Origin of the sequence: Pseudomonas sp. A014 (assembly GCF_052378495.1) — a bacterium.
Classification (GTDB): domain Bacteria; phylum Pseudomonadota; class Gammaproteobacteria; order Pseudomonadales; family Pseudomonadaceae; genus Aquipseudomonas; species Aquipseudomonas machongensis.
In genome coordinates this window covers 4,616,052-4,638,098 of sequence record NZ_CP199001.1, presented here as the reverse complement: position 1 = coordinate 4,638,098, position 22,047 = coordinate 4,616,052, and the positions used below count along the sequence as shown (strand labels likewise).

At 61.9% G+C, this 22,047-nt stretch carries 18 protein-coding genes; 16 read left to right on the top strand and 2 right to left on the bottom strand.

The features are described from left to right. Nucleotides 1-3 precede the first annotated feature (3 nt). Nucleotides 4-2,703 carry a [protein-PII] uridylyltransferase gene (locus ACTYOL_RS21595; RefSeq protein WP_054891083.1) on the bottom strand — a complete coding sequence of 900 codons (2,700 nt, stop codon included), beginning with the start codon at nucleotides 2,701-2,703 and terminating at the stop codon, nucleotides 4-6. A 22-nt stretch (nucleotides 2,704-2,725) separates the two neighbouring features. After that, nucleotides 2,726-3,508, bottom strand: coding sequence for a type I methionyl aminopeptidase (gene map, locus ACTYOL_RS21590; RefSeq protein ID WP_054891082.1), 783 nt, complete (start codon nucleotides 3,506-3,508; stop codon nucleotides 2,726-2,728). A gap of 344 nt (nucleotides 3,509-3,852) precedes the next feature. Between map and rpsB the strand changes: the two genes are divergently transcribed. The 16 genes from rpsB (at nucleotide 3,853) to dnaE (ending at nucleotide 22,016) form a co-directional block, all read left to right on the top strand. Continuing rightward, nucleotides 3,853-4,590 (top strand): 30S ribosomal protein S2, encoded by a 738-nt coding sequence (rpsB, locus tag ACTYOL_RS21585; protein WP_054891081.1) that lies wholly within the window; start codon nucleotides 3,853-3,855, stop codon nucleotides 4,588-4,590. 186 nt (nucleotides 4,591-4,776) lie between these two features. Then, nucleotides 4,777-5,640 (top strand): translation elongation factor Ts, encoded by an 864-nt coding sequence (gene tsf, locus ACTYOL_RS21580; protein WP_063545921.1) that lies wholly within the window; start codon nucleotides 4,777-4,779, stop codon nucleotides 5,638-5,640. A 180-nt stretch (nucleotides 5,641-5,820) separates the two neighbouring features. Then, nucleotides 5,821-6,564, top strand: a complete 744-nt coding sequence (gene pyrH / locus ACTYOL_RS21575) for a UMP kinase (RefSeq protein ID WP_023381972.1) — start codon at nucleotides 5,821-5,823, stop codon at nucleotides 6,562-6,564. Next, nucleotides 6,561-7,118, top strand: a complete 558-nt coding sequence (gene frr / locus ACTYOL_RS21570) for a ribosome recycling factor (RefSeq protein ID WP_054891079.1) — start codon at nucleotides 6,561-6,563, stop codon at nucleotides 7,116-7,118. The genes pyrH and frr overlap by 4 nt, the downstream gene beginning before the upstream one ends. Before the next feature lie 15 nt (nucleotides 7,119-7,133). Then, entirely contained in the window at nucleotides 7,134-7,889 is a 756-nt protein-coding gene (uppS, locus tag ACTYOL_RS21565; RefSeq protein ID WP_054891078.1) for a polyprenyl diphosphate synthase, read from the top strand. Beyond that, a complete protein-coding gene (locus ACTYOL_RS21560; protein ID WP_054891077.1) occupies nucleotides 7,889-8,704 on the top strand; it encodes a phosphatidate cytidylyltransferase in 816 nt (271 codons plus the stop codon). Before uppS ends, ACTYOL_RS21560 begins: the two co-directional genes overlap by 1 nt. Continuing rightward, a complete protein-coding gene (ispC, locus tag ACTYOL_RS21555; RefSeq protein WP_054891076.1) occupies nucleotides 8,701-9,891 on the top strand; it encodes a 1-deoxy-D-xylulose-5-phosphate reductoisomerase in 1,191 nt (396 codons plus the stop codon). Before ACTYOL_RS21560 ends, ispC begins: the two co-directional genes overlap by 4 nt. Nucleotides 9,892-9,937: 46 nt before the next feature. Continuing rightward, nucleotides 9,938-11,290, top strand: coding sequence for an RIP metalloprotease RseP (rseP, locus tag ACTYOL_RS21550; protein WP_197890566.1), 1,353 nt, complete (start codon nucleotides 9,938-9,940; stop codon nucleotides 11,288-11,290). A gap of 76 nt (nucleotides 11,291-11,366) precedes the next feature. Next, entirely contained in the window at nucleotides 11,367-13,715 is a 2,349-nt protein-coding gene (gene bamA, locus ACTYOL_RS21545) for an outer membrane protein assembly factor BamA (protein WP_200603605.1), read from the top strand. A 44-nt stretch (nucleotides 13,716-13,759) separates the two neighbouring features. Then, the gene (locus ACTYOL_RS21540) at nucleotides 13,760-14,263 is read left to right on the top strand and encodes an OmpH family outer membrane protein (RefSeq protein WP_054891073.1); all 504 of its coding nucleotides are present in this window, start codon (nucleotides 13,760-13,762) and stop codon (nucleotides 14,261-14,263) included. Between the two features lies 1 nt (nucleotide 14,264). Further along, nucleotides 14,265-15,320 (top strand): UDP-3-O-(3-hydroxymyristoyl)glucosamine N-acyltransferase, encoded by a 1,056-nt coding sequence (gene lpxD / locus ACTYOL_RS21535; protein WP_200603604.1) that lies wholly within the window; start codon nucleotides 14,265-14,267, stop codon nucleotides 15,318-15,320. Between the two features lie 113 nt (nucleotides 15,321-15,433). Further along, on the top strand, nucleotides 15,434-15,874 hold the full coding sequence (gene fabZ / locus ACTYOL_RS21530; RefSeq protein ID WP_054891071.1) for a 3-hydroxyacyl-ACP dehydratase FabZ: 441 nt from the start codon (nucleotides 15,434-15,436) through the stop codon (nucleotides 15,872-15,874). Continuing rightward, a complete protein-coding gene (gene lpxA / locus ACTYOL_RS21525) occupies nucleotides 15,871-16,647 on the top strand; it encodes an acyl-ACP--UDP-N-acetylglucosamine O-acyltransferase (protein WP_054891070.1) in 777 nt (258 codons plus the stop codon). Before fabZ ends, lpxA begins: the two co-directional genes overlap by 4 nt. A 1-nt stretch (nucleotide 16,648) precedes the next feature. Next, entirely contained in the window at nucleotides 16,649-17,776 is a 1,128-nt protein-coding gene (gene lpxB / locus ACTYOL_RS21520) for a lipid-A-disaccharide synthase (protein WP_197890739.1), read from the top strand. 1 nt (nucleotide 17,777) lies between these two features. Next, on the top strand, nucleotides 17,778-18,401 hold the full coding sequence (gene rnhB / locus ACTYOL_RS21515; protein WP_054891068.1) for a ribonuclease HII: 624 nt from the start codon (nucleotides 17,778-17,780) through the stop codon (nucleotides 18,399-18,401). Between the two features lie 90 nt (nucleotides 18,402-18,491). Then, on the top strand, nucleotides 18,492-22,016 hold the full coding sequence (gene dnaE, locus ACTYOL_RS21510) for a DNA polymerase III subunit alpha (protein WP_153773124.1): 3,525 nt from the start codon (nucleotides 18,492-18,494) through the stop codon (nucleotides 22,014-22,016). The last annotated feature ends 31 nt before the right edge of the window (nucleotides 22,017-22,047 follow it).

The window sequence follows — 22,047 nt, the reverse complement described above, 5'->3', positions numbered from 1 at the left end:
TCGTCAGAAGGTCACGCGGGTGGGGCTGGTATCGCTGGACTGGCCGGCCTGCAACTGTTCGACGATGGCTTCCTGCAGGCGGCTGCACAGTTGCGGGTCGGAGAGCGGCTGGTTGTCGGCATCGGTGATGAAGAACACGTCTTCCACGCGCTCGCCGAGGGTGGCGATCTTGGCGTTCTGCAGCGACAGGTCGAACTCCAGGAAGATCCGTCCCAGGCGCGCCAGCAGGCCGGGCCGGTCGGGGGCCGTGATCTCGAGGATGGTCACCGGGCGCTGGGCGTCGTTGAGGATGGTCACCTGCGGCGCGAAGTTGAAGTGCTTGAGCTGGCGCGGCACGCGTCGCTGGATGATGGTCGGGTAATCCTCGGGATTGCGCAGTGCCTCGGTCAGCCCTTCGCGTATCTGCTTGACCCGCTGCGGGTTGTCGCCGATCGAGCCGCCGTCGTTGTCGAGCACGATGTAGGTGTCGAGGGTGAACTGGCTGCTGGAGGTAATGATGCGGGCGTCATGGATGTTCAGGTTGAGCTGCGACATCGCCGCCACGGTCACGGCGAAGAAATCGTGCTGGTCGGGCGCGTAGATGAAGATCTGCGTGCCGCCTTCGAACTCGCGCTGGGTGGTTTCCTTGATCAGCACCAGCGGGCCGCCATCGGCCGGCTGCTGAAGGATTGCATCGCTGTGCCAGGCCACGTCCGCTGCGGTGTGCTTGAGGAAATAGTCGTCGCCCAGCTGCGACCAGAGTTGCTCTACATCGTCCGGGTCGGTGCCTTCGCGCACGAGAATGTCCAGCGCCGCGCTCTGGGTCTGGCGGATCTGTTCTTCACGGTCCAGCGGGTTTTCGAGGCCCCGGCGCAGCGCGCGCTTGGTTTCGGTGTAGAGCTGGCGCAGCAGGCTGGCGCGCCAGGAGTTCCACAGGCTGGGGTTGGTGGCGTTGATGTCGGCCACGGTCAGCACGTAGAGGTAGTCCAGGCGGGTTTCGTCGCCGACGAACAGTGCAAAATCGTTGATCACCTGTGGGTCGGAGAGGTCCTTGCGCTGGGCCGTGGTGGACATCGCCAGGTGGCTCTGCACCAGCCAGGCAATCAGGCGCGAGTCCCAGGCCGGCAACTGGTGGCGTTCGCAGAAGGCTTGCGCGTCCACCGCGCCGAGCTCGGAGTGATCGCCCTGGCGACCCTTGCCGATGTCGTGATAGAGGCCGGCGAGATAGATCAGCTCAGGCTTGGGCAGGCGTCCCATGAGCTTGCTGGCCAGCGGGAATTTCTCCGACACCGGGGTGTACTGCAGTTTGCGCAGGTGCTTGATGAGGTTGAGCGTGTGCGCATCGACCGTATAGATGTGGAACAGGTCATGCTGCATCTGTCCGACGATCAGGCCGAATTCCGGCAGGTAGCGACCGAGGATGCCATAGCGGTTCATGCGCCGCAGGTTGCGGTGGATGCCGATCTCGCACTTGAACAGCTCGATGAACAGGCTGGTATTGCGGATATCGTTGCGGAATTTGTCGTCGATCAGGTGCCGATGTTCGCGCAGAAGGCGCACGGTATCGGCGCGTACGCCCTTGATCTCCGGATGCTGGGCCATCAGCACGAAGATCTCCAGCATGGCGAACGGAGTGCGCTTGAAGACGTTCGGATTGACCGCTTCTATATAGCCATCATGCAGGCGAAAGCGCGTGTTCAGCGGTTGGGTGCTGCCGTTGTCGTCAGCGAGTATCACTTCCTCGAAGTGCTGGATGATCAGGTCGCACAACTGGCTGATGCTCATCACCACCCGGTAGTACTGCTGCATGAACTGCTCGATGGCGCGCTTGGGGTTCTCGTCGCTGTAGCCGAGCAGCGCCGCGATGCTGCGCTGGTGATCGAACAGCAGGCGGTCTTCGGCACGTCCGGCAAGCATGTGCAAGGCGTAGCGCACGCGCCAGAGGAAGGCCTGCGAGGAGGCCAGCAGGTCGTTCTCGCTTTCCAGCAGAAAACCTTCACCGGCCAGCGCGTGCAGGTTGAGGGTGCCGTACTGGCGGCGGGCAACCCAGAGTACGGTCTGGATGTCGCGCAGGCCGCCTGGCGAACCTTTGACGTTGGGCTCCAGGTTGTACTCGGTGTCGTTGTACTTGTGGTGCCGTGCCTTGAGCTCGGCGCGCTTGGCCAGGAAGAACTCCTTGCTCGGCCACATGTGCGCAGTGCTGGTGACTTCCAGCATGCGCTCGCGCAGCGTCTCGGGGCCGGCGACGGTGCGGCTTTCCATCAGGTTGGTGATCACTGTCAGGTCGGCGCGCGCCTGCTCGGCGCATTCCTCGACCGTGCGCACGCTCTGACCGACCTCCAGGCCGATGTCCCACAGCAGTGTCAGGAAGCGCTCGATGGCGTCGCGATACTGCTCGTGTTCCGCCTGGTCGAGCAGGATCAGCAGGTCGATGTCCGACCAGGGGTGCAGCTCGCCGCGGCCATAGCCGCCGACCGCGACCAGGGCAATACCGTCCGGATTGCCCCAGTCGAACTGGTTCCAGGCCTGCTGCAGGATATTGTCGACGAACCAGGCGCGGTCCTCGATCAAGCTCCGGATCTCGACACCCTCGCGAAAGCGTCTGTCGAAGACGTCTGCTGCCTGGCGCAGAGCCTTCTTGAAGGCGGGGATGGGGCTTGCCTTGAGCGCCAGTTCCGCCTGGAACTGGCCACGGTCGAACAGCTCTGGATCCACCTGGGGCATCGAGTCGCCTTCCTGAGTTGAATTACGCCGAGGTACGGGGAATGGTGTCGTCTTTGCGCAGGGTGAAGATTTCATAACCCGTGGCGGTGACCACCAGCGTATGTTCCCACTGTGCCGAGAGCTTGCGATCCTTGGTGATGGCGGTCCAGCCATCGCCCAGCACCTTGGTGTCGGCCTTGCCCTGGTTGATCATGGGCTCGATGGTGAAGGTCATGCCTTCTTTCAGTTCCATGCCGGTGCCGGCCTTGCCGTAGTGGAGGATCTGGGGTTCTTCATGGAAGACCTTGCCGATGCCATGGCCGCAGAACTCGCGAACCACCGAGAAACCGTTCTTTTCAGCGTGTTTCTGGATCACTTCGCCAATGTCGCCCAGGCGGCAGCCAGGCTTGATGAGCTCGATGGCCTTGTACAGGCACTCTTGCGTGACCTTGGACAGGCGCTCGGCCCAGGGCGCGACGGTGCCGACATGGAACATGCGGCTGGTGTCGCCGTGGTAGCCATCCTTGATCACGGTCACGTCGATGTTGATGGTGTCGCCATCCTTGAGCGGCTTCTCGTTGGGAATGCCGTGGCAGACCACATGGTTGATCGAGGTGCAGATCGACTTGGGGAAGCCCTTGTAGTTGAGCGGTGCCGGGATCGCCTGCTGGACGTTGACGATGTAGTCGTGGCACAGGCGGTCGAGTTCCTCGGTGGTCACGCCAGGCTTGACGTGCTCTTCGATCATTTCGAGGACTTCGGCGGCCAGGCGGCCGGCGATGCGCATCTTCTCGATGTCTTCTGCGGTCTTGATGGTGACGGTCATTACAGGCTCTCTACGGCGCCGGGCGGCGCGCAACAAACGGGAAAGGCCGGATTCTAACAGAGCAGGGCGGCGTTCTGTGGGGAGAAAACCGCGGATCCGGTGGTCTATGGAAGGCATTCTGGCGCGATTGTCGAACCGCTGCAAAAGCCGCTGACGGATGAAACACCTTGCGGGTTCCGTTCGTCTTCTGTCTGTGGTATAAAATGCGCCGCTTTCGGGGAGGTCCCCGTCAGCTCAAACCCACACACGTGTCGACACGATGGCCTGGGTGCCCGGGATCTTAGGATCCATGGGTTGGTCATTGGGATACGTGGAGGCCCAACCCGACTTATCAAGGAACTATCATGTCCCAAGTCAACATGCGCGATATGCTGAAGGCCGGTGTGCACTTCGGCCACCAGACCCGTTACTGGAACCCGAAAATGGGCAAGTACATTTTCGGCGCGCGCAACAAGATCCACATCATCAACCTGGAAAAAACCCTGCCGATGTTCAACGACGCTCTGTCGTTCGTAGAGCGCCTGGCCCAGGGCAAGAACAAGATCCTGTTCGTCGGCACCAAGCGTTCCGCTGGCAAACTGGTCGCCGAGCAAGCTGCTCGTTGCGGTTCGCCATACGTTGATCACCGCTGGTTGGGCGGCATGCTGACCAACTACAAGACCATCCGTGCTTCGATCAAGCGTCTGCGCGACCTGGAAACCCAGGCCGAAGATGGCACCTTCGCCAAGCTGACCAAGAAAGAAGCCCTGATGCGCTCGCGCGACCTGGAAAAACTGGATCGCAGCCTGGGTGGTATCAAGGACATGGGCGGTCTGCCTGATGCTCTGTTCGTCATCGACGTTGATCACGAGCGCATTGCAATCACCGAAGCCAACAAGCTGGGCATCCCGGTCATCGGCGTTGTCGATACCAACAGCAGCCCGGAAGGCGTTGATTTCGTGATCCCAGGCAACGACGACGCAATCCGCGCCATCGAGCTGTACATGACTTCGATGGCTGACGCCGTCATCCGCGGTCGCAACAACGTTGCCGGCGGTACCGAAGTCTACGCTGAAGAAGCGGCGGCACCAGCTGCTGAGTAATTGACGCCTGGCGTCTACTTGGCACGCGAAAAGGGGGCTTGGCCCCCTTTTTGCCACCTGAAATCCTCTTGTCAGCAAGCACGCCGCATCATGTGTGACGCTGGTGTGAAGACAGTGGATTTCCAGAATTGAACGCCCGTGATGAACGGGTGGAATGGTTGAAAAACTTTCCAAGAGGATTTTGAAATGGCAGCAATTACTGCAGCGCTGGTCAAAGAACTGCGCGAGCGTACCGGCGAAGGCATGATGGATTGCAAAAAGGCCCTGGAAAAGGCCGGCGGCGACATCGAGAAAGCCATTGACGACATGCGTGCCTCGGGCGCCATCAAGGCCGCCAAGAAGGCTGGCAATGTTGCCGCTGAAGGCGCTATCGCCGTCAAGACCGACGGTAAGGTCGCCGTTCTGCTGGAAGTGAACTCGCAGACCGACTTCCTGGCCCTGCAAGACGACTTCAAGAACTTCGTCGCCGAAAGCCTGGAAGAAGCCTTCGCCCAGAAGCTGACCGACGCAGCTCCGCTGATCGCTTCGCGTGAAGCTGCTCGTGAAGCCCTGGTCGCCAAGTGCGGCGAGAACGTCAACATCCGTCGTCTGGCTCGCGTCGAAGGCGACGTGGTCGGTGCCTACCTGCACGGCAACAAGATCGGCGCTGCCGTCGTTCTGAAAGGCGGTGACGTAGAGCTGGCCAAGAACATCGCCATGCACGTTGCAGCTTCGAACCCTGAGTTCCTGGATTCGTCGGAAATCTCCGCCGAGGCCATCGAGCGCGAGAAGGGTGTCTTCCTGCAGCTGAACGCCGACAAGATCGCTGGCAAGCCGGAAAACATCGTCGAGAACATGATCAACGGCCGTATCACCAAGTTCAAGGCAGAAGCCTCGCTGAAAGAGCAGGCCTTCGTCATGAACCCGGAAGTCAAGGTCGGCGATCTGGCCAAGAAAGCCGGTGCTGAAATCGTCTCCTTCACCTACTTCAAGGTTGGCGAAGGCATCGAGAAACCTGTTGACGACTTCGCTGCCGAAGTTGCCGCCCAGGTCGCTGCCGCCAAGCAGTAAGACGGACTCGTCTGTCGCCCCAAAGAGGCTGCCCGCTCACGCGCGCAGCCTCTTTGTCAAAGCGCGCAAGGGTTTATCTGGCCCTGTGCGCTGGCACTGAAGCAGTGCCACGCTACAGTTAGCAGGCTGCACACAGCCCGCACGGAATTTTCTAAAAGTACGCCGCAGGAGAGACTCGCAATGGCTCAGCAGGTGAGTGGTCGCCAACCTCGCTATAAACGCATTTTGCTCAAACTTAGCGGCGAGGCCCTGATGGGCTCGGAAGACTTCGGGATCGACCCGAAGGTGCTGGACCGCATGGCCCTGGAAGTCGGCCAGCTGGTCGGTATCGGTGTCCAGGTCGGCCTGGTGATCGGTGGTGGTAACCTGTTCCGCGGCGCCGCGCTCAGTGCAGCCGGCATGGACCGCGTCACGGGCGACCATATGGGCATGCTGGCCACCGTGATGAACGCACTGGCCATGCGCGATGCGCTGGAGCGCTCGAACATCCCGGCACTGGTCATGTCCGCCATCTCCATGGTTGGCGTCACCGATCATTACGATCGTCGCAAAGCTATTCGCCACCTCAACTCCGGGGATGTGGTAATTTTCTCCGCCGGTACCGGCAATCCGTTCTTCACCACCGACTCCGCAGCCTGCCTGCGTGCCATCGAAATCGATGCCGACGTGGTGCTGAAGGCGACCAAGGTCGATGGTGTGTACACTGCCGACCCATTCAAGGACCCGCATGCCGAGAAGTTCGACCACCTCACCTACGACGAGGTGCTGGATCGCAAGCTCGGTGTCATGGACCTGACCGCAATCTGCCTGTGCCGCGACCACAAGATGCCATTGCGGGTATTCAACATGAACAAGCCTGGCGCCCTGCTGAACATCGTGGTGGGTGGCGCTGAAGGTACTTTGATCGAGGAAGGCGAAGCATGATCAACGACATCAAGAAAGACGCGCAGGAGCGCATGGGCAAGTCCCTCGAGGCGTTGGCCCGCAACCTGGCAGCGATCCGCACCGGTCGCGCCCACCCAAGCATCCTGGACGGCGTCAAGGTCCCTGCCTGGGGTAGCGAGATGCCGCTGAACCAGGTGGCCGCGATCACCGTCGAGGATGCCCGTACCCTGAAGATCGTCGCCCACGACAAGAACCTCAGCGCCGCGATCGAGAAGGCCATCCTGACCTCCGACCTGGGCCTGAACCCATCGAGCGCCGGTACCACCATTCGCGTGCCGATGCCGGCCCTGACCGAGGAAACCCGCAAGGGCTACACCAAGCAGGCCAGCGGCGTTGCCGAGGACGCCAAGGTTGCCGTGCGCAACGTGCGTCGCGATGCATTGGCTGATCTGAAGAAGCTGACCAAGGACAAGGAAATCAGCGAAGACGAAGAGCGTCGTGCAGCTGACGAGATCCAGAAGCTGACCGACAAGTTCGTGGCGGAAGTCGATGCTGCGTTCAAAGCCAAGGAAAAGGACCTGATGGCCGTCTGAGGCCAGGACTTTTTCATGGAAAAGACCAAGCAGGCGGCACCCTCGTCGGTGCCGCGTCACGTCGCTATCATCATGGACGGCAACAACCGCTGGGCGAAAAAGCGCCTGCTGCCTGGCGTTGCCGGGCACAAGGCCGGCGTCGATGCGGTGCGTGCGGTGATCGAGGTCTGCGCCGAGGCCAAGGTCGAAGTGCTCACGCTCTTCGCCTTCTCCAGCGAGAACTGGCAGCGTCCGGCCGATGAGGTGGGTGCGTTGATGGAGCTGTTCTTCTCGGCATTGCGCCGCGAGGCCAAGCGACTGAACGACAACAACATCTGCCTGCGCATCATCGGTGACCGTTCGCGCTTCCATCCGGAGCTGCAGGCGGCGATGCGAGAGGCCGAGGCGCTGACTGCCGGCAACGATCGCTTCATCCTGCAGATCGCTGCCAATTACGGCGGTCAGTGGGATATCGCCCAGGCCGCCCAGCGCCTGGCGCGCGAAGTCCAGGCCGGCCATCTGCGCCCGGACGACATCACGCCCGGTCTGCTGCAGACCTGCCTTGCCACGGGTGACCTGCCGTTGCCCGACCTGTGCATCCGCACCGGTGGCGAACACCGCATCAGCAACTTCCTGTTGTGGCAGTTGGCCTACGCCGAGTTGTATTTCTCCGACCTGTACTGGCCGGACTTCAAACACGAGGCCATGCGTAGTGCACTGGCCGATTTCGCTTCGCGCCAGCGCCGCTTCGGTAAGACCAGCGAGCAGGTCGAGGCTGGAGCTCGTGCTTAATGCTTAAACAACGCATCATTACTGCGCTGATCCTGTTGCCGATCGCGCTGGGCGGTTTCTTCCTGCTCAACGGAGCGGATTTCGCCCTGTTCATCGGTTTCGTGGTGACCCTTGGTGCCTGGGAGTGGGCGCGTCTGGCCGGGTTGATGGCCCAGCCATTGCGCATCGCCTATGCCGCCGTGGTCGCTGGAGCGCTGATGGTGCTCTACCTCATGCCGGACCTTGCACCTTGGGTGCTGGGGGCGTCGGTGATCTGGTGGGGATTGGCCACCTGGCTGGTGCTCACCTACCCACGCAGCGCTGAGTTGTGGAGCAGTGCCGCTTGCCGTCTGCTGATCGGTCTGCTGGTGTTGTTGCCCGCCTGGCAAGGTTTGTTGCTGCTCAAGCACTGGCCGTTGGGCAATGGCTTGATCCTGGCGGTGATGGTACTGGTCTGGGCTGCCGACATCGGTGCATATTTCTCTGGCCGTGCCTTTGGCAAGCGCAAGCTGGCGCCGCACGTCAGCCCCGGCAAGAGCTGGGAGGGCGTGTATGGCGGCATGGCCGTGAGCCTGTTGATCACCTTGGTGGTCGGGCTCGTGCGCGACTGGGGGCTGGGGCAGTTGCTGCTTGGCCTGGTCGGCGCGGTGATCGTGGTCATGTCCTCGGTGGTTGGCGACCTGACCGAAAGCATGTTCAAGCGTCGTGAAGGCATCAAGGACAGCAGTAACCTGCTGCCCGGCCACGGCGGCGTGCTTGATCGCATCGACAGCCTGACCGCGGCGATCCCGATGTTCGCCGTGCTGCTCTGGGCGGCCGAATGGGGTGTGATGTGAGTCATCCGCAGCGGATTACCGTACTCGGTGCGACCGGGTCGATCGGCCTGAGCACGCTGGATGTGATCGCCCGCCACCCCGAGCGCTACCAGGTGTTTGCCCTGAGCGGCTATTCGCGTCTGGATGAATTGCTGGCCCTGTGCCTGCGTCATCGGCCGGCGTATGCGGTGGTGCCGGACGTCGATTCGGTCGCCCGCCTGCGTGAAGGGCTGGCGGCGGCGGGCAGCACCACCGAGGTGCTGGAAGGCGAAGCAGGGCTTTGCCAGGTTGCGTCTGCCAGCGAAGTGGACACCGTGATGGCTGCCATCGTCGGCGCTGCCGGTCTGCGTCCGACCTTGGCGGCGGTGCAGGCCGGCAAGAAGGTGCTGCTGGCCAACAAGGAGGCGCTGGTGATGTCCGGCGCGCTGTTCATGGAGGCAGTGCGCACCAGTGGTGCAGTGCTGCTGCCGATCGACAGCGAGCACAATGCTATCTTCCAGTGCTTGCCCGGCGACTATGCTCGCGGCCTGGCGCAAGTGGGGGTGCGTCGTATCCTGCTGACGGCGTCTGGCGGGCCCTTCCGTGAAACCTCGGCGAAGGCGTTGATGGATGTCACGCCGGAGCAGGCCTGCGCTCATCCGAACTGGTCGATGGGGCGCAAGATTTCGGTCGACTCGGCAAGCATGATGAACAAAGGGCTCGAGCTGATCGAGGCCTGCTGGCTGTTTGATGCTGCGCCAGCCAAGGTCGAGGTGGTGGTGCATCCGCAAAGCGTGATCCATTCGCTGGTCGACTATGTGGATGGTTCGGTGTTGGCGCAGTTGGGCAACCCGGACATGCGCACGCCGATCGCCAATGCCCTGGCATGGCCTGAGCGGATCGATTCCGGTGTTGCGCCGCTGGACCTGTTCGCGGTCGCCCGTCTGGATTTCCAGGCGCCCGACGAGCAGCGGTTCCCCTGCCTGCGCCTGGCGCGAGAAGCTGCTGAAGCGGGCAATAGCGCGCCGGCGGTGCTCAATGCCGCCAACGAGGTGGCGGTCGAGGCATTTCTCCAGCGGCGTATCCGCTTCCCGGAAATCGCGGGTATGATCGAACAGGTGCTCGAGCAGGAGCCGGTAGTGCCGTTGCCTTCGCTGGATTCGGTGTTCGCCGCCGACCAGCGAGCCCGGGAGCTGTCCCGGGAGTGGTTGAGGCGCCACGGCCGCTGATTTCCCATCGGCCCCAGGCCTGGCTGAACGTCATTCGGAGATGGATATGACTGCGCTCTACATGATTATCGGCACCCTGGTGGCTCTGGGTGTATTGGTCACGTTTCACGAATTCGGCCACTTCTGGGTGGCACGCAAGTGCGGGGTGAAAGTCCTGCGCTTCTCTGTGGGGTTCGGCACGCCGCTGGTGCGCTGGCACGATCGCCATGGCACCGAGTTCGTCGTCGCGGCGATTCCGCTGGGCGGCTACGTCAAGATGCTCGACGAGCGCGAAGGCGAGGTACCGCCGGCGCTTGCCGATCAATCCTTCAATCGCAAATCGGTTGGGCAGCGTATTGCTATCGTTGCCGCAGGCCCCATTGCCAATTTCCTCCTCGCCATCCTGTTCTTCTGGGTGGTCGCCATGCTTGGCAGTCAGCAGGTGCGTCCGGTCATCGGTGCGGTCGAGTCTGGCAGCCTGGCGGCATCTGCGGGCCTTGTGGCAGGCCAGGAAATTGTTTCTATCGATGGCAAGCCGACCAGTGGCTGGTCTGCGGTCAATCTGCAGCTGGTGCGCCGCCTCGGCGAGAGCGGCAGCCTGCGGGTAGGTGTGCGCGATGATGGCGGCACGCTGGAGCGCCAGCATGAGATCCGCCTGAACCAATGGCTCAAGGGCGCCGATGAGCCCGACCCGATCCAGTCCCTGGGGCTGCGTCCCTGGCGGCCGGCGGTGAGCCCGGTGCTCGCCGAAATCGACCCCAAGGGACCGGCCGCTGCAGCCGGGCTGAAGAGCGGCGATAAACTCCTGACGCTCGATGGCGTTGCACTGGGCGACTGGCAGCAGGTGGTAGACGCTGTCAGGGCTCGCCCCGACGCGAAGGTGCAGTTGCGTATCGAGCGTGATGGCGCACAGCTGGAGTTGCCTGTGACGCTGGCCCGCAAAGGGGAAGGGCAGGCCTCCGGAGGCTATCTGGGCGCTGGGGTGAAAGGCGCCGAGTGGCCTGCGAACATGCTCCGAGAGGTCAGCTATGGGCCGCTGGAAGCAGTCGGTGAGGGGCTCTCGCGTACTTGGAACATGAGCGTCCTGACCCTTGAATCGCTGAAGAAAATGCTGTTCGGGGAGCTCTCGGTAAAAAACTTGAGCGGACCGATAACCATTGCTAAAGTGGCGGGCGCTTCAGCCCAGTCGGGCGTTGGGGATTTCCTGAATTTCCTGGCCTACCTGAGCATAAGCCTGGGGGTTCTGAACCTGCTGCCCATCCCGGTACTGGATGGGGGGCATTTGCTGTTCTACCTGATCGAGTGGGCGCGCGGTCGTCCGCTCTCTGATCGGGTGCAAGGTTGGGGGGTCCAGATCGGTATCAGTTTGGTCATTGGGGTGATGTTGCTCGCCCTGATCAACGATCTGGGTCGACTTTAACGCTTCGCTCTATTGCGAACCTGCCGCCGTGCTGCGGTGGCGGGTTGTTTATTGCCAGTTGGAATAAAAGGACTTCATGAAACGTCTGCTGCTAACTGCGGTCCTCTCCGCACTGATGATCGCTGAAGTTCACGCCGAGTCCTTCACCATCTCTGATATTCGTGTCAACGGCCTGCAGCGGGTTTCCGCCGGCAGCGTGTTCGGCGCGTTGCCGTTGAACGTAGGCGACCAGGTCGATGACCGCCGCCTGGTGGAGTCGACTCGCTCGCTGTTCAAGACCGGTTTCTTCCAGGACATCCAGCTGGATCGCGACGGCAATGTCCTGATCATCAACGTGGTCGAGCGCCCATCGGTGTCGAGCATCGAGATCGAGGGCAACAAGGCGATCAGTACCGAAGACCTGATGAAAGGCCTGAAGCAGTCCGGCCTGGCCGAGGGCGAGATCTTCCAGCGTGCCACGCTCGAGGGCGTGCGTAACGAACTGCAGCGCCAGTACGTGGCCCAGGGCCGCTATTCGGCCGAGGTCGATGCCGAGGTCGTGCCGCAGCCACGCAACCGTGTCGGCCTGAAGATCAAGATCAACGAAGGTACCGTCGCGGCGATCCAGCACATCAACGTGGTGGGCAACACCGTGTTCAGCGACGAAGACCTCTCCCAGCTCTTCGAACTGAAAACCACCAACTGGCTGTCGTTCTTCAAGAACGACGACAAGTACGCCCGTGAAAAGCTCTCCGGTGACCTGGAGCGTCTGCGTTCCTACTACCTGGACCGCGGTTACATCAACATGGACATCGCGTCCACCCAGGTATCGATCACCCCGGACAAGAAGCACGTCTACATCACCGTCAACGTCAACGAAGGCGAGAAGTACACCGTCCGTGACGTGAAGCTTTCCGGTGACCTGAAAGTGCCGGAAGACCAGGTCAAGTCGCTGCTGCTGGTACAACCTGGCCAGGTCTTCTCGCGCAAGGTGATGACTACCACCTCCGACCTGATCACCCGTCGACTGGGTAACGAAGGCTACACCTTCGCCAACGTCAACGGCGTGCCGCAACCGAACGACCAGGATCACACCGTCGACATCATGTTCGTCGTCGATCCGGGCAAGCGTGCCTACGTCAACCGCATCAACTATCGCGGCAACACCAAGACCGAAGACGAGGTGCTGCGTCGCGAGATGCGTCAGATGGAAGGTGGGTGGGCATCCACTTATCTCATCGACCAGTCCAAGACCCGCCTCGAGCGCCTGGGCTTTTTCAAGGAAGTCAACGTCGAGACCCCGCCGGTGCCAGGCACCGACGACCAGGTCGACGTCAACTATGCGGTCGAGGAGCAGGCTTCCGGTTCGATCACCGCCAGCGTCGGCTTCGCCCAGAGTGCGGGCCTGATCCTGGGTGGTTCGATCAGCCAGAGCAACTTCCTGGGTACCGGTAACAAGGTGTCCATCGGCCTGACCCGAAGCGAATACCAGACCCGATACAACTTCGGCTTCGTTGACCCCTACTTCACTGCCGACGGCGTGAGCCTGGGCTACAACGCCTTCTACCGCAGCACCAACTACGACGACCTCGACGTCGACGTGGCGAGCTATGCGGTAGACAGCCTCGGTGCCGGCGTCAGCCTGGGCTACCCGATCAGCGAGACCTCGCGCCTGACCTACGGCCTGACCGTCCAGCAGGACAAGATCAAGACCGGTCGCTACACCGTGGACGAGATCTTCGACTTCCTCGACAAGGAAGGCGACAACTTCCTGAACTTCAAGGCGTCGATCGGCTGGTCCGAATCGACCCTGAACAAAGGCGTGCTGGCAACCCGTGGTCACTCGCAAAGCCTGACCCTGGAAACCACCGTACCGGGCAGCGACCTGTCGTTCTACAAGCTCGACTACCGCGGCCAGCTGTTCAAGCCACTGAGCAACGACTACACCCTGCGCCTGCACACTGAGCTGGGCTATGGTGATGGTTTCGGCGGCACCTCGGGCCTGCCGTTCTACGAGAACTATTATGCGGGTGGCTTCAACTCTGTCCGCGGCTTCAAGGACAGCAGCCTCGGCCCACGCAGTACGCCGAGCCAGGGCACCAATCCGGGTACCATTCGTGACCCGGACCAGGACCCGCTGCCGTTCGGTGGTAACGTCCTCGTACAGGGCGGTGTCGAGCTGTTGTTCCCGCTGCCGTTCGTCAAGGACCAGCGTTCGCTGCGTACCTCGGTCTTCTGGGATGTGGGTAACGTGTTCGACACCAACTGCGGCTCCAAGCCTGACTGCGCGAAGGTCGGTTTCTCCGACATGGCCAGCTCCGTCGGCCTGGGCGTGACCTGGATTACCGCGCTGGGCCCGTTGAGCTTCAGCCTGGCGATGCCGATCAAGAAACCGGACGACGCCGACACCCAGGTGTTCCAATTCTCTCTGGGCCAGACTTTCTAAGCTTGGCCCTTGCTTAACGACAACGGTTTATCCAGGAGTGCATCGTGCGTAAGTTGACTCAACTGGCCGTAGTGGCCGCGGCGCTGGTCGCCACCCCGGCTTTCGCCGAAATGAAGATTGCCGTTCTGAACTACCAGATGGCGCTGCTCGAATCCGACGCCGCCAAAAAGTACGCTGTCGATGCCGAGAAGAAGTTCGGTCCTCAACTGAACCAGCTGAAAACTCTCGAAAGCAGCGCCAAGGGCATCCAGGATCGACTGATCAAGGGTGGCGACAAGATGCAGCAGCAGGAGCGTGAGCGCCTGGAGCTCGAGTTCAAGCAAAAAGCCCGTGACTTCCAGTTCCAGTCCAAGGAACTGAACGAAGCCAAGGCCGTTGCTGACCGCGATATGCTCAAGCAGCTCAAGCCCAAGCTCGACGGTGCCGTCGAGGAAGTCATCAAGAAAGGTGGTTTCGACCTGGTGCTTGAGCGTGGTGCGGTAATCGATGTCAAGCCTCAGTATGACATCACCCGCCAGGTCATCGAGCGCATGAACCAAGCGCGTTGATATGACCGTAACCATTACGCTCGGTCAGTTGGCCGAGACCCTCGGGGCCACGCTCAGTGGCCCCGAGTCGCTTGAAATCACCGGACTGGCCACCTTGCAGGAAGCCGGTCCGGGGCAGTTGAGCTTCCTCGCCAATCGTCAGTACCGCAAATTCCTGGATGACAGCCAGGCGGCAGCGGTACTGATCAAGGCCGAGGATGCCGAAGGCTTCACCGGCAATGCGCTGATCGTCCCCGATCCCTACCTGGCCTACGCCCGTATTTCTCACCTGTTCGATCCAAAGCCCAAGGCTGTGGCGGGAGTTCATCCCAGCGCCGTGGTAGCCGACGATGCGCAGGTGGATGCCAGCGCCAGCATCGGGCCGTTCGCGGTCATCGAAAGCGGTGCGCGCATCGGTGCGAACGTGACCGTTGGCGCGCATTGCGTTGTCGGTGCCCGCTGCATCATCGGCGAAGGTGGCTGGCTTGCCCCGCGTGTGACGCTGTACCACGATGTCACGATCGGCAAGCGTGTCGTCATTCAGTCGGGTGCGGTGATCGGTGGTGAAGGCTTCGGTTTCGCCAACGAGAAAGGTGTGTGGCAGAAGATTGCCCAGATCGGCGGCGTGACGCTCGGTGACGATGTGGAAATCGGTGTCAACACGGCTGTGGACCGTGGCGCGCTCTCGGACACGCGAATCGGCAATGGCGTCAAGCTCGACAACCAGATTCAGATCGCCCACAACGTGCAGATCGGCGACCATACCGCGATGGCGGCTTGCGTCGGGATTTCCGGCAGCACGCGCATCGGCAAGCACTGCATGATCGCGGGTGGCGTCGGCATGGTCGGTCATATTGATGTTTGCGACAACGTCTTCGTCTCCGGCATGACCATGGTCACCCGCTCGATCACCGAGCCGGGCGGCTATTCTTCCGGTACTGCCATGCAGCCGTTGGCCGATTGGCGCAAGAGCGCAGCACGTATACGTCAGCTCGACGAGATGTCCAAGCGTCTGCAGCAACTGGAAAAACGCGTCGAGACCGTGACCTCAGGTGGCCAGCCGGCATCAGAAGGCTGATACCATTTCCTGAGCAAGAGTGAACAGTCGCTAGCTGGCTCCTCTTTGGACTGCAAAAGGAGCGTGTGGTCAGCACCTGCGCTCCCTATTCTTATTACAGGCTTCCCCCCGAAATGATGGACATCAACGAGATTCGCGAATACCTGCCTCACCGTTACCCGTTCCTGCTGGTGGACCGGGTCACGGAGCTGGACTTCGAGGCCCAGAGCATTCGTGCCTACAAGAATGTCAGCATCAACGAGCCGTTCTTCAACGGCCATTTCCCGGCGCACCCTATCATGCCGGGCGTGCTGATCATCGAGGCGATGGCCCAGGCGGCCGGGATTCTCGGCTTCAAGATGCTCGATGCGAAGCCTGCCGATGGCACTCTTTACTACTTCGTCGGCTCCGACAAGCTGCGTTTCCGCCAGCCAGTGCTGCCGGGTGACCAGCTCGTGCTGGAGGCCAAGTTCCTCAGCCGCAAGAGCATGATCTGGAAGTTCGAGTGCCGTGCTCTGGTCGACGGCAAGGCCGTCTGCTCGGCCGAGATCACCTGCGCGGAACGCTCCCTATGAGTTCGATTGATCCGCGGGCGATCATCGATCCGTCGGCCAGGCTGGCTGACGGCGTCGAGGTCGGCCCTTGGTCGATCGTAGGCCCCGATGTCGAAATCGGGGAGGGCACCGTCATCGGTCCGCATGTAGTGCTCAAGGGGCCTACCCGGATTGGCAGGCACAACCGCATTTATCAGTTCAGTTCCATCGGCGAAGACACACCTGACCTCAAGTACAAGGGTGAGCCGACGCGCCTGGTGATCGGCGATCACAACGTGATCCGCGAAGGTGTCACCATTCACCGCGGCACTGTGCAGGACCGTTCGGAAACCACGCTTGGCGATCACAACCTGATCATGGCCTATGCCCATATCGGTCATGACAGCGTGATCGGCAACCATTGCATCCTGGTCAACAATACTGCGCTGGCCGGTCATGTGCATGTGGGCGACTGGGCGATCCTGTCCGGCTATACCCTGGTGCACCAGTACTGCCATATCGGCGCTCACGCGTTCTCTGGCATGGGCACGGCGATCGGCAAGGATGTTCCGGCGTTCGTCACGGTGTTCGGCAGTCCGGCCGAGGCGCGCAGCATGAACTTTGAAGGTATGCGCCGTCGCGGTTTCAGCGATGAGGTCATTCATGACTTGCGCCGTGCCTACAAGATCGTCTATCGCCAGGGGTTGACCGTGGAAGAGGCGATCAAGGAACTGGACGAACTGGCCGGGCAGCACCCGGAGGTCGAACTGTTCCGCCAGTCGATCCTCAATTCTGCCCGCGGCATCACCCGCTGACATGGCGTCGCTTTGCGTAGCGCTGGTCGCCGGTGAGGCCAGCGGCGATATCCTCGGTTCCGGCCTGATGCGCGCGCTCAAGGCGCGCCATCCCGATGTTCGCTTCATTGGCGTCGGCGGTCCGTTGATGGAAGCCGAGGGCATGCAGTCGTACTTCCCCATGGAGCGCCTGGCGGTGATGGGGCTGGTCGAGGTGCTTGGGCGCCTGCGTGAGCTGCTCAAGCGGCGCAAGGATCTGATCCAGACACTGATCGCCGAGAAGCCCGACGTGTTCATCGGCATCGACGCCCCGGATTTCACCCTCAACATCGAATTGAAGTTGCGTCAGGCCGGGATCAAGACCGTGCATTACGTCAGCCCGTCGGTCTGGGCCTGGCGGCAGAAGCGGGTGCTGAAGATCCGCGAAGGCTGCGACCTGATGCTGACGCTGTTGCCCTTCGAAGCGAAATTCTACGAAGAAAAGGGTGTACCGGTACGCTTCGTCGGCCACCCGTTGGCTGACACTATCCCGCTGGAGGCTGACCGTGCTGGGGCACGTGCTTCGCTGGGATTGGGCGATGGACCGCTGGTAGCCTTGATGCCGGGCAGTCGCGGCGGCGAAGTGGGGCGCCTTGGCGTGTTGTTCCTCGATACTGCCAAGCGCTTGCAGGCGTTGGTGCCCGGTGTGCGTTTCGTTTCACCCTGTGCCAGTCCGGCGCGTCGTGCGCAGCTCGAGCAGATGCTGCAGGGGCGCGAACTGCCGTTGACCCTGCTCGACGGTCAGTCGCACCAGGCACTGGCCGCCTGCGACGCGGTGCTGATCGCTTCGGGCACCGCAACTCTCGAAGCGTTGTTGTACAAGCGCCCGATGGTTGTCGCCTATCGTCTTGCGCCGCTGACCTTCTGGATTCTCAAGCGCATGGTCAAGAGCCCCTACGTGTCGCTGCCCAACCTGCTGGCCCGGCGTTTGCTGGTCCCCGAGTTGCTGCAGGACGCCGCAACGCCCGAAGCGCTGGCAACCACGCTCGCGCCCTTGGTGGTGGGCGGTAGCGAGCAGACCGATAGCTTCGATCAGATTCACCGCACCCTGCGCCGCGACGCCTCGAACCAGGCTGCCGACGCGGTGCTGGCATTGTTGAAGGATCGATGACATGCAGATGGGACTTGATTTCAACCTGGTCGAAGACCTGGTCGCGGGTGTCGACGAAGTCGGGCGTGGCCCACTGTGCGGTGACGTGGTCACTGCAGCGGTGATCCTTGATCCGCAGCGGCCGATCCTGGGTCTGAACGACTCGAAGAAGCTTACCGAGGCGCGTCGCGAGCTGCTGTTCGACGAAATCTGCGAAAAGGCACTGGCCTTCTGTGTCGCTCGTGCCACGGTCGTCGAGATCGACCAGCTGAATATCCTGCAGGCCACCATGCTGGCCATGCAGCGTGCGGTGGAAGGGTTGAGCGTGACGCCGAAACTGGCGTTGATCGATGGCAACCGCTGCCCGAAACTGTCGGTGCCAGCAGCGCCGGTGGTCAAGGGCGATTCCCAGGTGCCGGCCATCGCTGCCGCTTCGATCCTGGCGAAGGTCACGCGTGACCGCGAGATGAGCGCCTTCGAGCTGATCTATCCGGGCTACGGCATCGGCGGGCACAAGGGCTACCCGACACCGTTGCACCTCGAAGCCCTGGCGCGACTGGGGCCTACGCCCATCCATCGGCGTTCGTTCGCACCGGTGAGGGCTGCGTGGGAGGTTCGTGAAGGGCTTTCCAGCACGCTGATCTGATCTGTCGGGGCCGCTATGCGGCCCCAAAACATTCTGGCTAATTACGCTACAATCCCGCCCTTGTCGTTCAGCATTGCCACAGGATCTTCAATGTCGGTCTCCTTCGTTCACCTCCGCGTGCACTCCGAGTTCTCCCTGGTCGACGGCCTGGTGCGGATCAAGCCGCTGGCCAAGGCTCTGGCTGGAATGAACATGCCGGCGGTGGCGATCACCGACCAGAGCAACATGTGCTCGCTGGTGAAGTTCTACAAGACCGCCATGGGCGCAGGGATCAAACCGATCTGCGGCGCCGACCTGTGGCTGGCCGGTGCCGATCCGGAGGCACCGCTGTCGCGCATCTGCTTCCTGGCGATGAATCCCCAAGGCTATCGCAACCTGACCGAGCTGATCTCCAAGGGCTGGACCGACGGCCAGCGCAACGGCCTGGTGATCATCCAGCGCGAATGGATCGCGCCCGCCAGCGAGGGCTTGATCGGCCTGTCCGCGGCGCGTGAGGGCGATATCGGCATGGCGCTGCTCTCCGGTCGTACCGACGAGGCCGAGGCCCTGTTGCGCGACTGGATGCAGATGCTGCCGGAGCGCTTCTATGTGGAAGTGCAGCGCACCAACCGGGCAGGCGACGAAGAATACCTGCATGCTGCCGTTGCCCTCGCCGACAAGGTCGGCGCGCCGCTGGTGGCGACCAACGATGTGCGCTTCATCAAACAGTCCGACTTCGATGCCCACGAGACCCGCGTCTGCATCGGCGAGGGCTGGACCCTGGACGACCCGCGGCGCCCACGCGCCTACAGCGACCAGCAGTACCTCAAGTCGCCCGAGGAGATGGCCGAGCTGTTCAGCGACCTGCCGGACGCCATCGCCAACACCGTCGAGATCGCCAAGCGCTGCAACATCACGGTGCAGTTGGGCAAGTACTTCCTCCCCGACTTCCCGACGCCCAACGGCATGGGCATCGACGACTACCTGCGCCACGTCTCCTACGAGGGCCTGGAAGAGCGTCTGGCCGTGCTCTGGCCGAAAGAGACCACCCCCAATTACGAAGAGAAGCGCCAGGTCTACCTGGATCGCCTGAAGTTCGAGCTGGATATCATCATCCAGATGGGCTTCCCCGGTTACTTCCTGATCGTTATGGACTTCATCAAGTGGGCCAAGAACAACGACGTGCCGGTGGGCCCGGGGCGGGGTTCGGGTGCTGGCTCGCTGGTGGCCTACGTACTGAAGATCACCGACCTCGACCCGCTGGCTTATGACCTGCTGTTCGAGCGCTTCCTCAACCCTGAACGTATTTCCATGCCCGACTTCGACGTCGACTTCTGCATGGATGGTCGCGACCGGGTGATCGACTACGTGGCCGAGGCCTACGGGCGCAATGCGGTGAGCCAGATCATCACCTTCGGCACCATGGCCGCGAAGGCGGTGGTGCGTGACGTGGCGCGTGTGCAGGGCAAGTCCTACGGCCTGGCCGATCGCCTGTCGAAGATGATCCCGTTCGAAGTGGGCATGACCCTGGAGAAGGCCTACGAGCAGGAAGAGATCCTGCGCGACTTCCTCAAGGGCGACGAAGACGCTCGCGAGATCTGGGACATGGCCCTCAAGCTCGAGGGGGTCACTCGCGGTACCGGCAAGCACGCCGGTGGCGTGGTGATCGCGCCGACCAAACTCACCGATTTCTCGCCGATCGCCTGTGACGAAGAGGGCGGCGGCCTGGTGACCCAGTTCGACAAGGACGACGTCGAGGCTGCCGGCCTGGTGAAGTTCGACTTCCTCGGCCTGCGGACGCTGACGATCATCAAGTGGGCGATGGAGATCATCAACCGCGAGCAGAAAAAGAAAAACCTGCCCGACGTCAACATCGACTTCATCCCGCTGGACGACCGCAAGACCTACGAGCTGTTGCAGAAGGCCGAGACCACGGCGGTGTTCCAGCTTGAATCGCGCGGCATGAAAGAGCTGATCAAGAAGCTCAAGCCCGACTGCCTGGAAGACCTCATCGCACTGGTGGCCTTGTTCCGCCCCGGCCCGCTGCAGTCGGGCATGGTGGATGACTTCATCAACCGCAAGCACGGCCGCGCGGAGCTGGCCTACCCGCACTCCGATTACCAGTATGAAGGCCTCAAGCCGGTACTGGCCCCCACCTACGGCATCATCCTGTACCAGGAACAGGTGATGCAGATCGCCCAGGTGATGGCCGGCTACACCCTGGGTGGCGCCGACATGCTGCGCCGGGCGATGGGCAAGAAGAAGCCCGAGGAAATGGCCAAGCAACGCGGCGGTTTCATCGAAGGCTGCGTGGCCAACAACATCGACGCGGACCTGGCCGGTAACATCTTTGATCTGGTAGAGAAATTCGCAGGTTACGGCTTCAACAAGTCTCACTCCGCGGCCTATGGCCTGGTCTCGTACCAGACCGCCTGGCTCAAGACCCACTACCCGGCGCCGTTCATGGCTGCGGTGTTGTCGGCGGATATGCACAACACCGACAAGGTGGTGGTGCTGGTCGAGGAAGTGCGCAGCATGAAGTTGCGCCTCGACGCGCCGGACGTGAACTTCTCCGACTTCAAGTTCACCGTCAACAACGACGGTCGTATCGTCTACGGCCTGGGTGCGATCAAGGGTGTGGGTGAAGGCCCGGTGGAGGCGATCGTCGAGGCACGCGCCGAAGGTGGACCGTTCAAGGACCTGTTCGACTTCTGCGAGCGCGTCGACCTCAAGCGTATCAACAAGCGTACCCTCGATGCGCTGATCCGCAGCGGTGCGCTGGATCGCCTGGGCCCGCACTTCCATGACGAGATCAAGGCCTATCAGGCCAACATCGACCGCAACCGCGCGGTGCTGCTGTCGGCGCTCGAGGAGGCCATCAAGTCGGCCGAGCAGACCGCCCGCACCGCTGACAGCGGGCATATCGACCTGTTCGGTGGGCTGTTCGTCGAGGAAGACTCCGATGTCTATGCCAACCACCGCAAGGTCCGCGAGCTCACGCTCAAGGAGCGGCTGAAAGGCGAAAAGGACACCCTCGGGTTGTATCTCACCGGTCATCCGATCGATGAGTACGAAACCGAGATCCGCCGTTTCGCTCGTCAGCGCATCGTCGACCTCAAGCCTTCGCGCGAGACCCAGACCATCGCGGGGATGATCATTGCCCTACGGGTGATGAAGAACAAGAAGGGTGACAAGATGGGCTTCGTCACCCTCGACGACCGCTCCGGTCGCATCGAGGCTTCGTTGTTCGCCGATGCCTTCATGGCGGCCCAGGCGCTGCTGCAGACTGACGCCATGGTGGTGGTCGAAGGCGAGGTCAGCAACGACGACTTCTCCGGCGGCCTGCGCCTGCGCGTCAAGCAGGTGATGACCATGGAGGATGCCCGCACCAAACTGGCCGAAAGCCTGCGCCTGAAGATCGCCCACGAAGCGCTCAAGGGCGATCGCCTGGCCTGGCTGGGCGAGCTGATCACCCGTCATCGCGGCGGTTGCCCGATCACGCTCGAGTACACCGGCAGCGATGCCAAGGCCATGCTGCAGTTCGGCGACGAGTGGTCGATCGACCCCGCCGATGGCCTGATTCAGGCGCTGCGTGACCAGTTCGGACGTGAGAACGTCTTCCTGCAATACCGTTGAAACGACGAATTTTAATCTCGACCTGAATGCG

Coding starts and splice junctions, on each gene's coding strand:
- dnaE (WP_153773124.1), top strand. CDS start 18,492: ATGTCGGTCTCCTTCGTTCACCTCCGCGTGCACTCCGAGTTCTCCCTG.
- uppS (WP_054891078.1), top strand. CDS start 7,134: ATGGAAAAGACCAAGCAGGCGGCACCCTCGTCGGTGCCGCGTCACGTC.
- rpsB (WP_054891081.1), top strand. CDS start 3,853: ATGTCCCAAGTCAACATGCGCGATATGCTGAAGGCCGGTGTGCACTTC.
- ACTYOL_RS21560 (WP_054891077.1), top strand. CDS start 7,889: ATGCTTAAACAACGCATCATTACTGCGCTGATCCTGTTGCCGATCGCG.
- frr (WP_054891079.1), top strand. CDS start 6,561: ATGATCAACGACATCAAGAAAGACGCGCAGGAGCGCATGGGCAAGTCC.
- rseP (WP_197890566.1), top strand. CDS start 9,938: ATGACTGCGCTCTACATGATTATCGGCACCCTGGTGGCTCTGGGTGTA.
- pyrH (WP_023381972.1), top strand. CDS start 5,821: ATGGCTCAGCAGGTGAGTGGTCGCCAACCTCGCTATAAACGCATTTTG.
- lpxB (WP_197890739.1), top strand. CDS start 16,649: ATGGCGTCGCTTTGCGTAGCGCTGGTCGCCGGTGAGGCCAGCGGCGAT.
- lpxD (WP_200603604.1), top strand. CDS start 14,265: ATGACCGTAACCATTACGCTCGGTCAGTTGGCCGAGACCCTCGGGGCC.
- lpxA (WP_054891070.1), top strand. CDS start 15,871: ATGAGTTCGATTGATCCGCGGGCGATCATCGATCCGTCGGCCAGGCTG.
- fabZ (WP_054891071.1), top strand. CDS start 15,434: ATGATGGACATCAACGAGATTCGCGAATACCTGCCTCACCGTTACCCG.
- rnhB (WP_054891068.1), top strand. CDS start 17,778: ATGCAGATGGGACTTGATTTCAACCTGGTCGAAGACCTGGTCGCGGGT.
- tsf (WP_063545921.1), top strand. CDS start 4,777: ATGGCAGCAATTACTGCAGCGCTGGTCAAAGAACTGCGCGAGCGTACC.
- bamA (WP_200603605.1), top strand. CDS start 11,367: ATGAAACGTCTGCTGCTAACTGCGGTCCTCTCCGCACTGATGATCGCT.
- ACTYOL_RS21595 (WP_054891083.1), bottom strand. CDS start 2,703: ATGCCCCAGGTGGATCCAGAGCTGTTCGACCGTGGCCAGTTCCAGGCG.
- map (WP_054891082.1), bottom strand. CDS start 3,508: ATGACCGTCACCATCAAGACCGCAGAAGACATCGAGAAGATGCGCATC.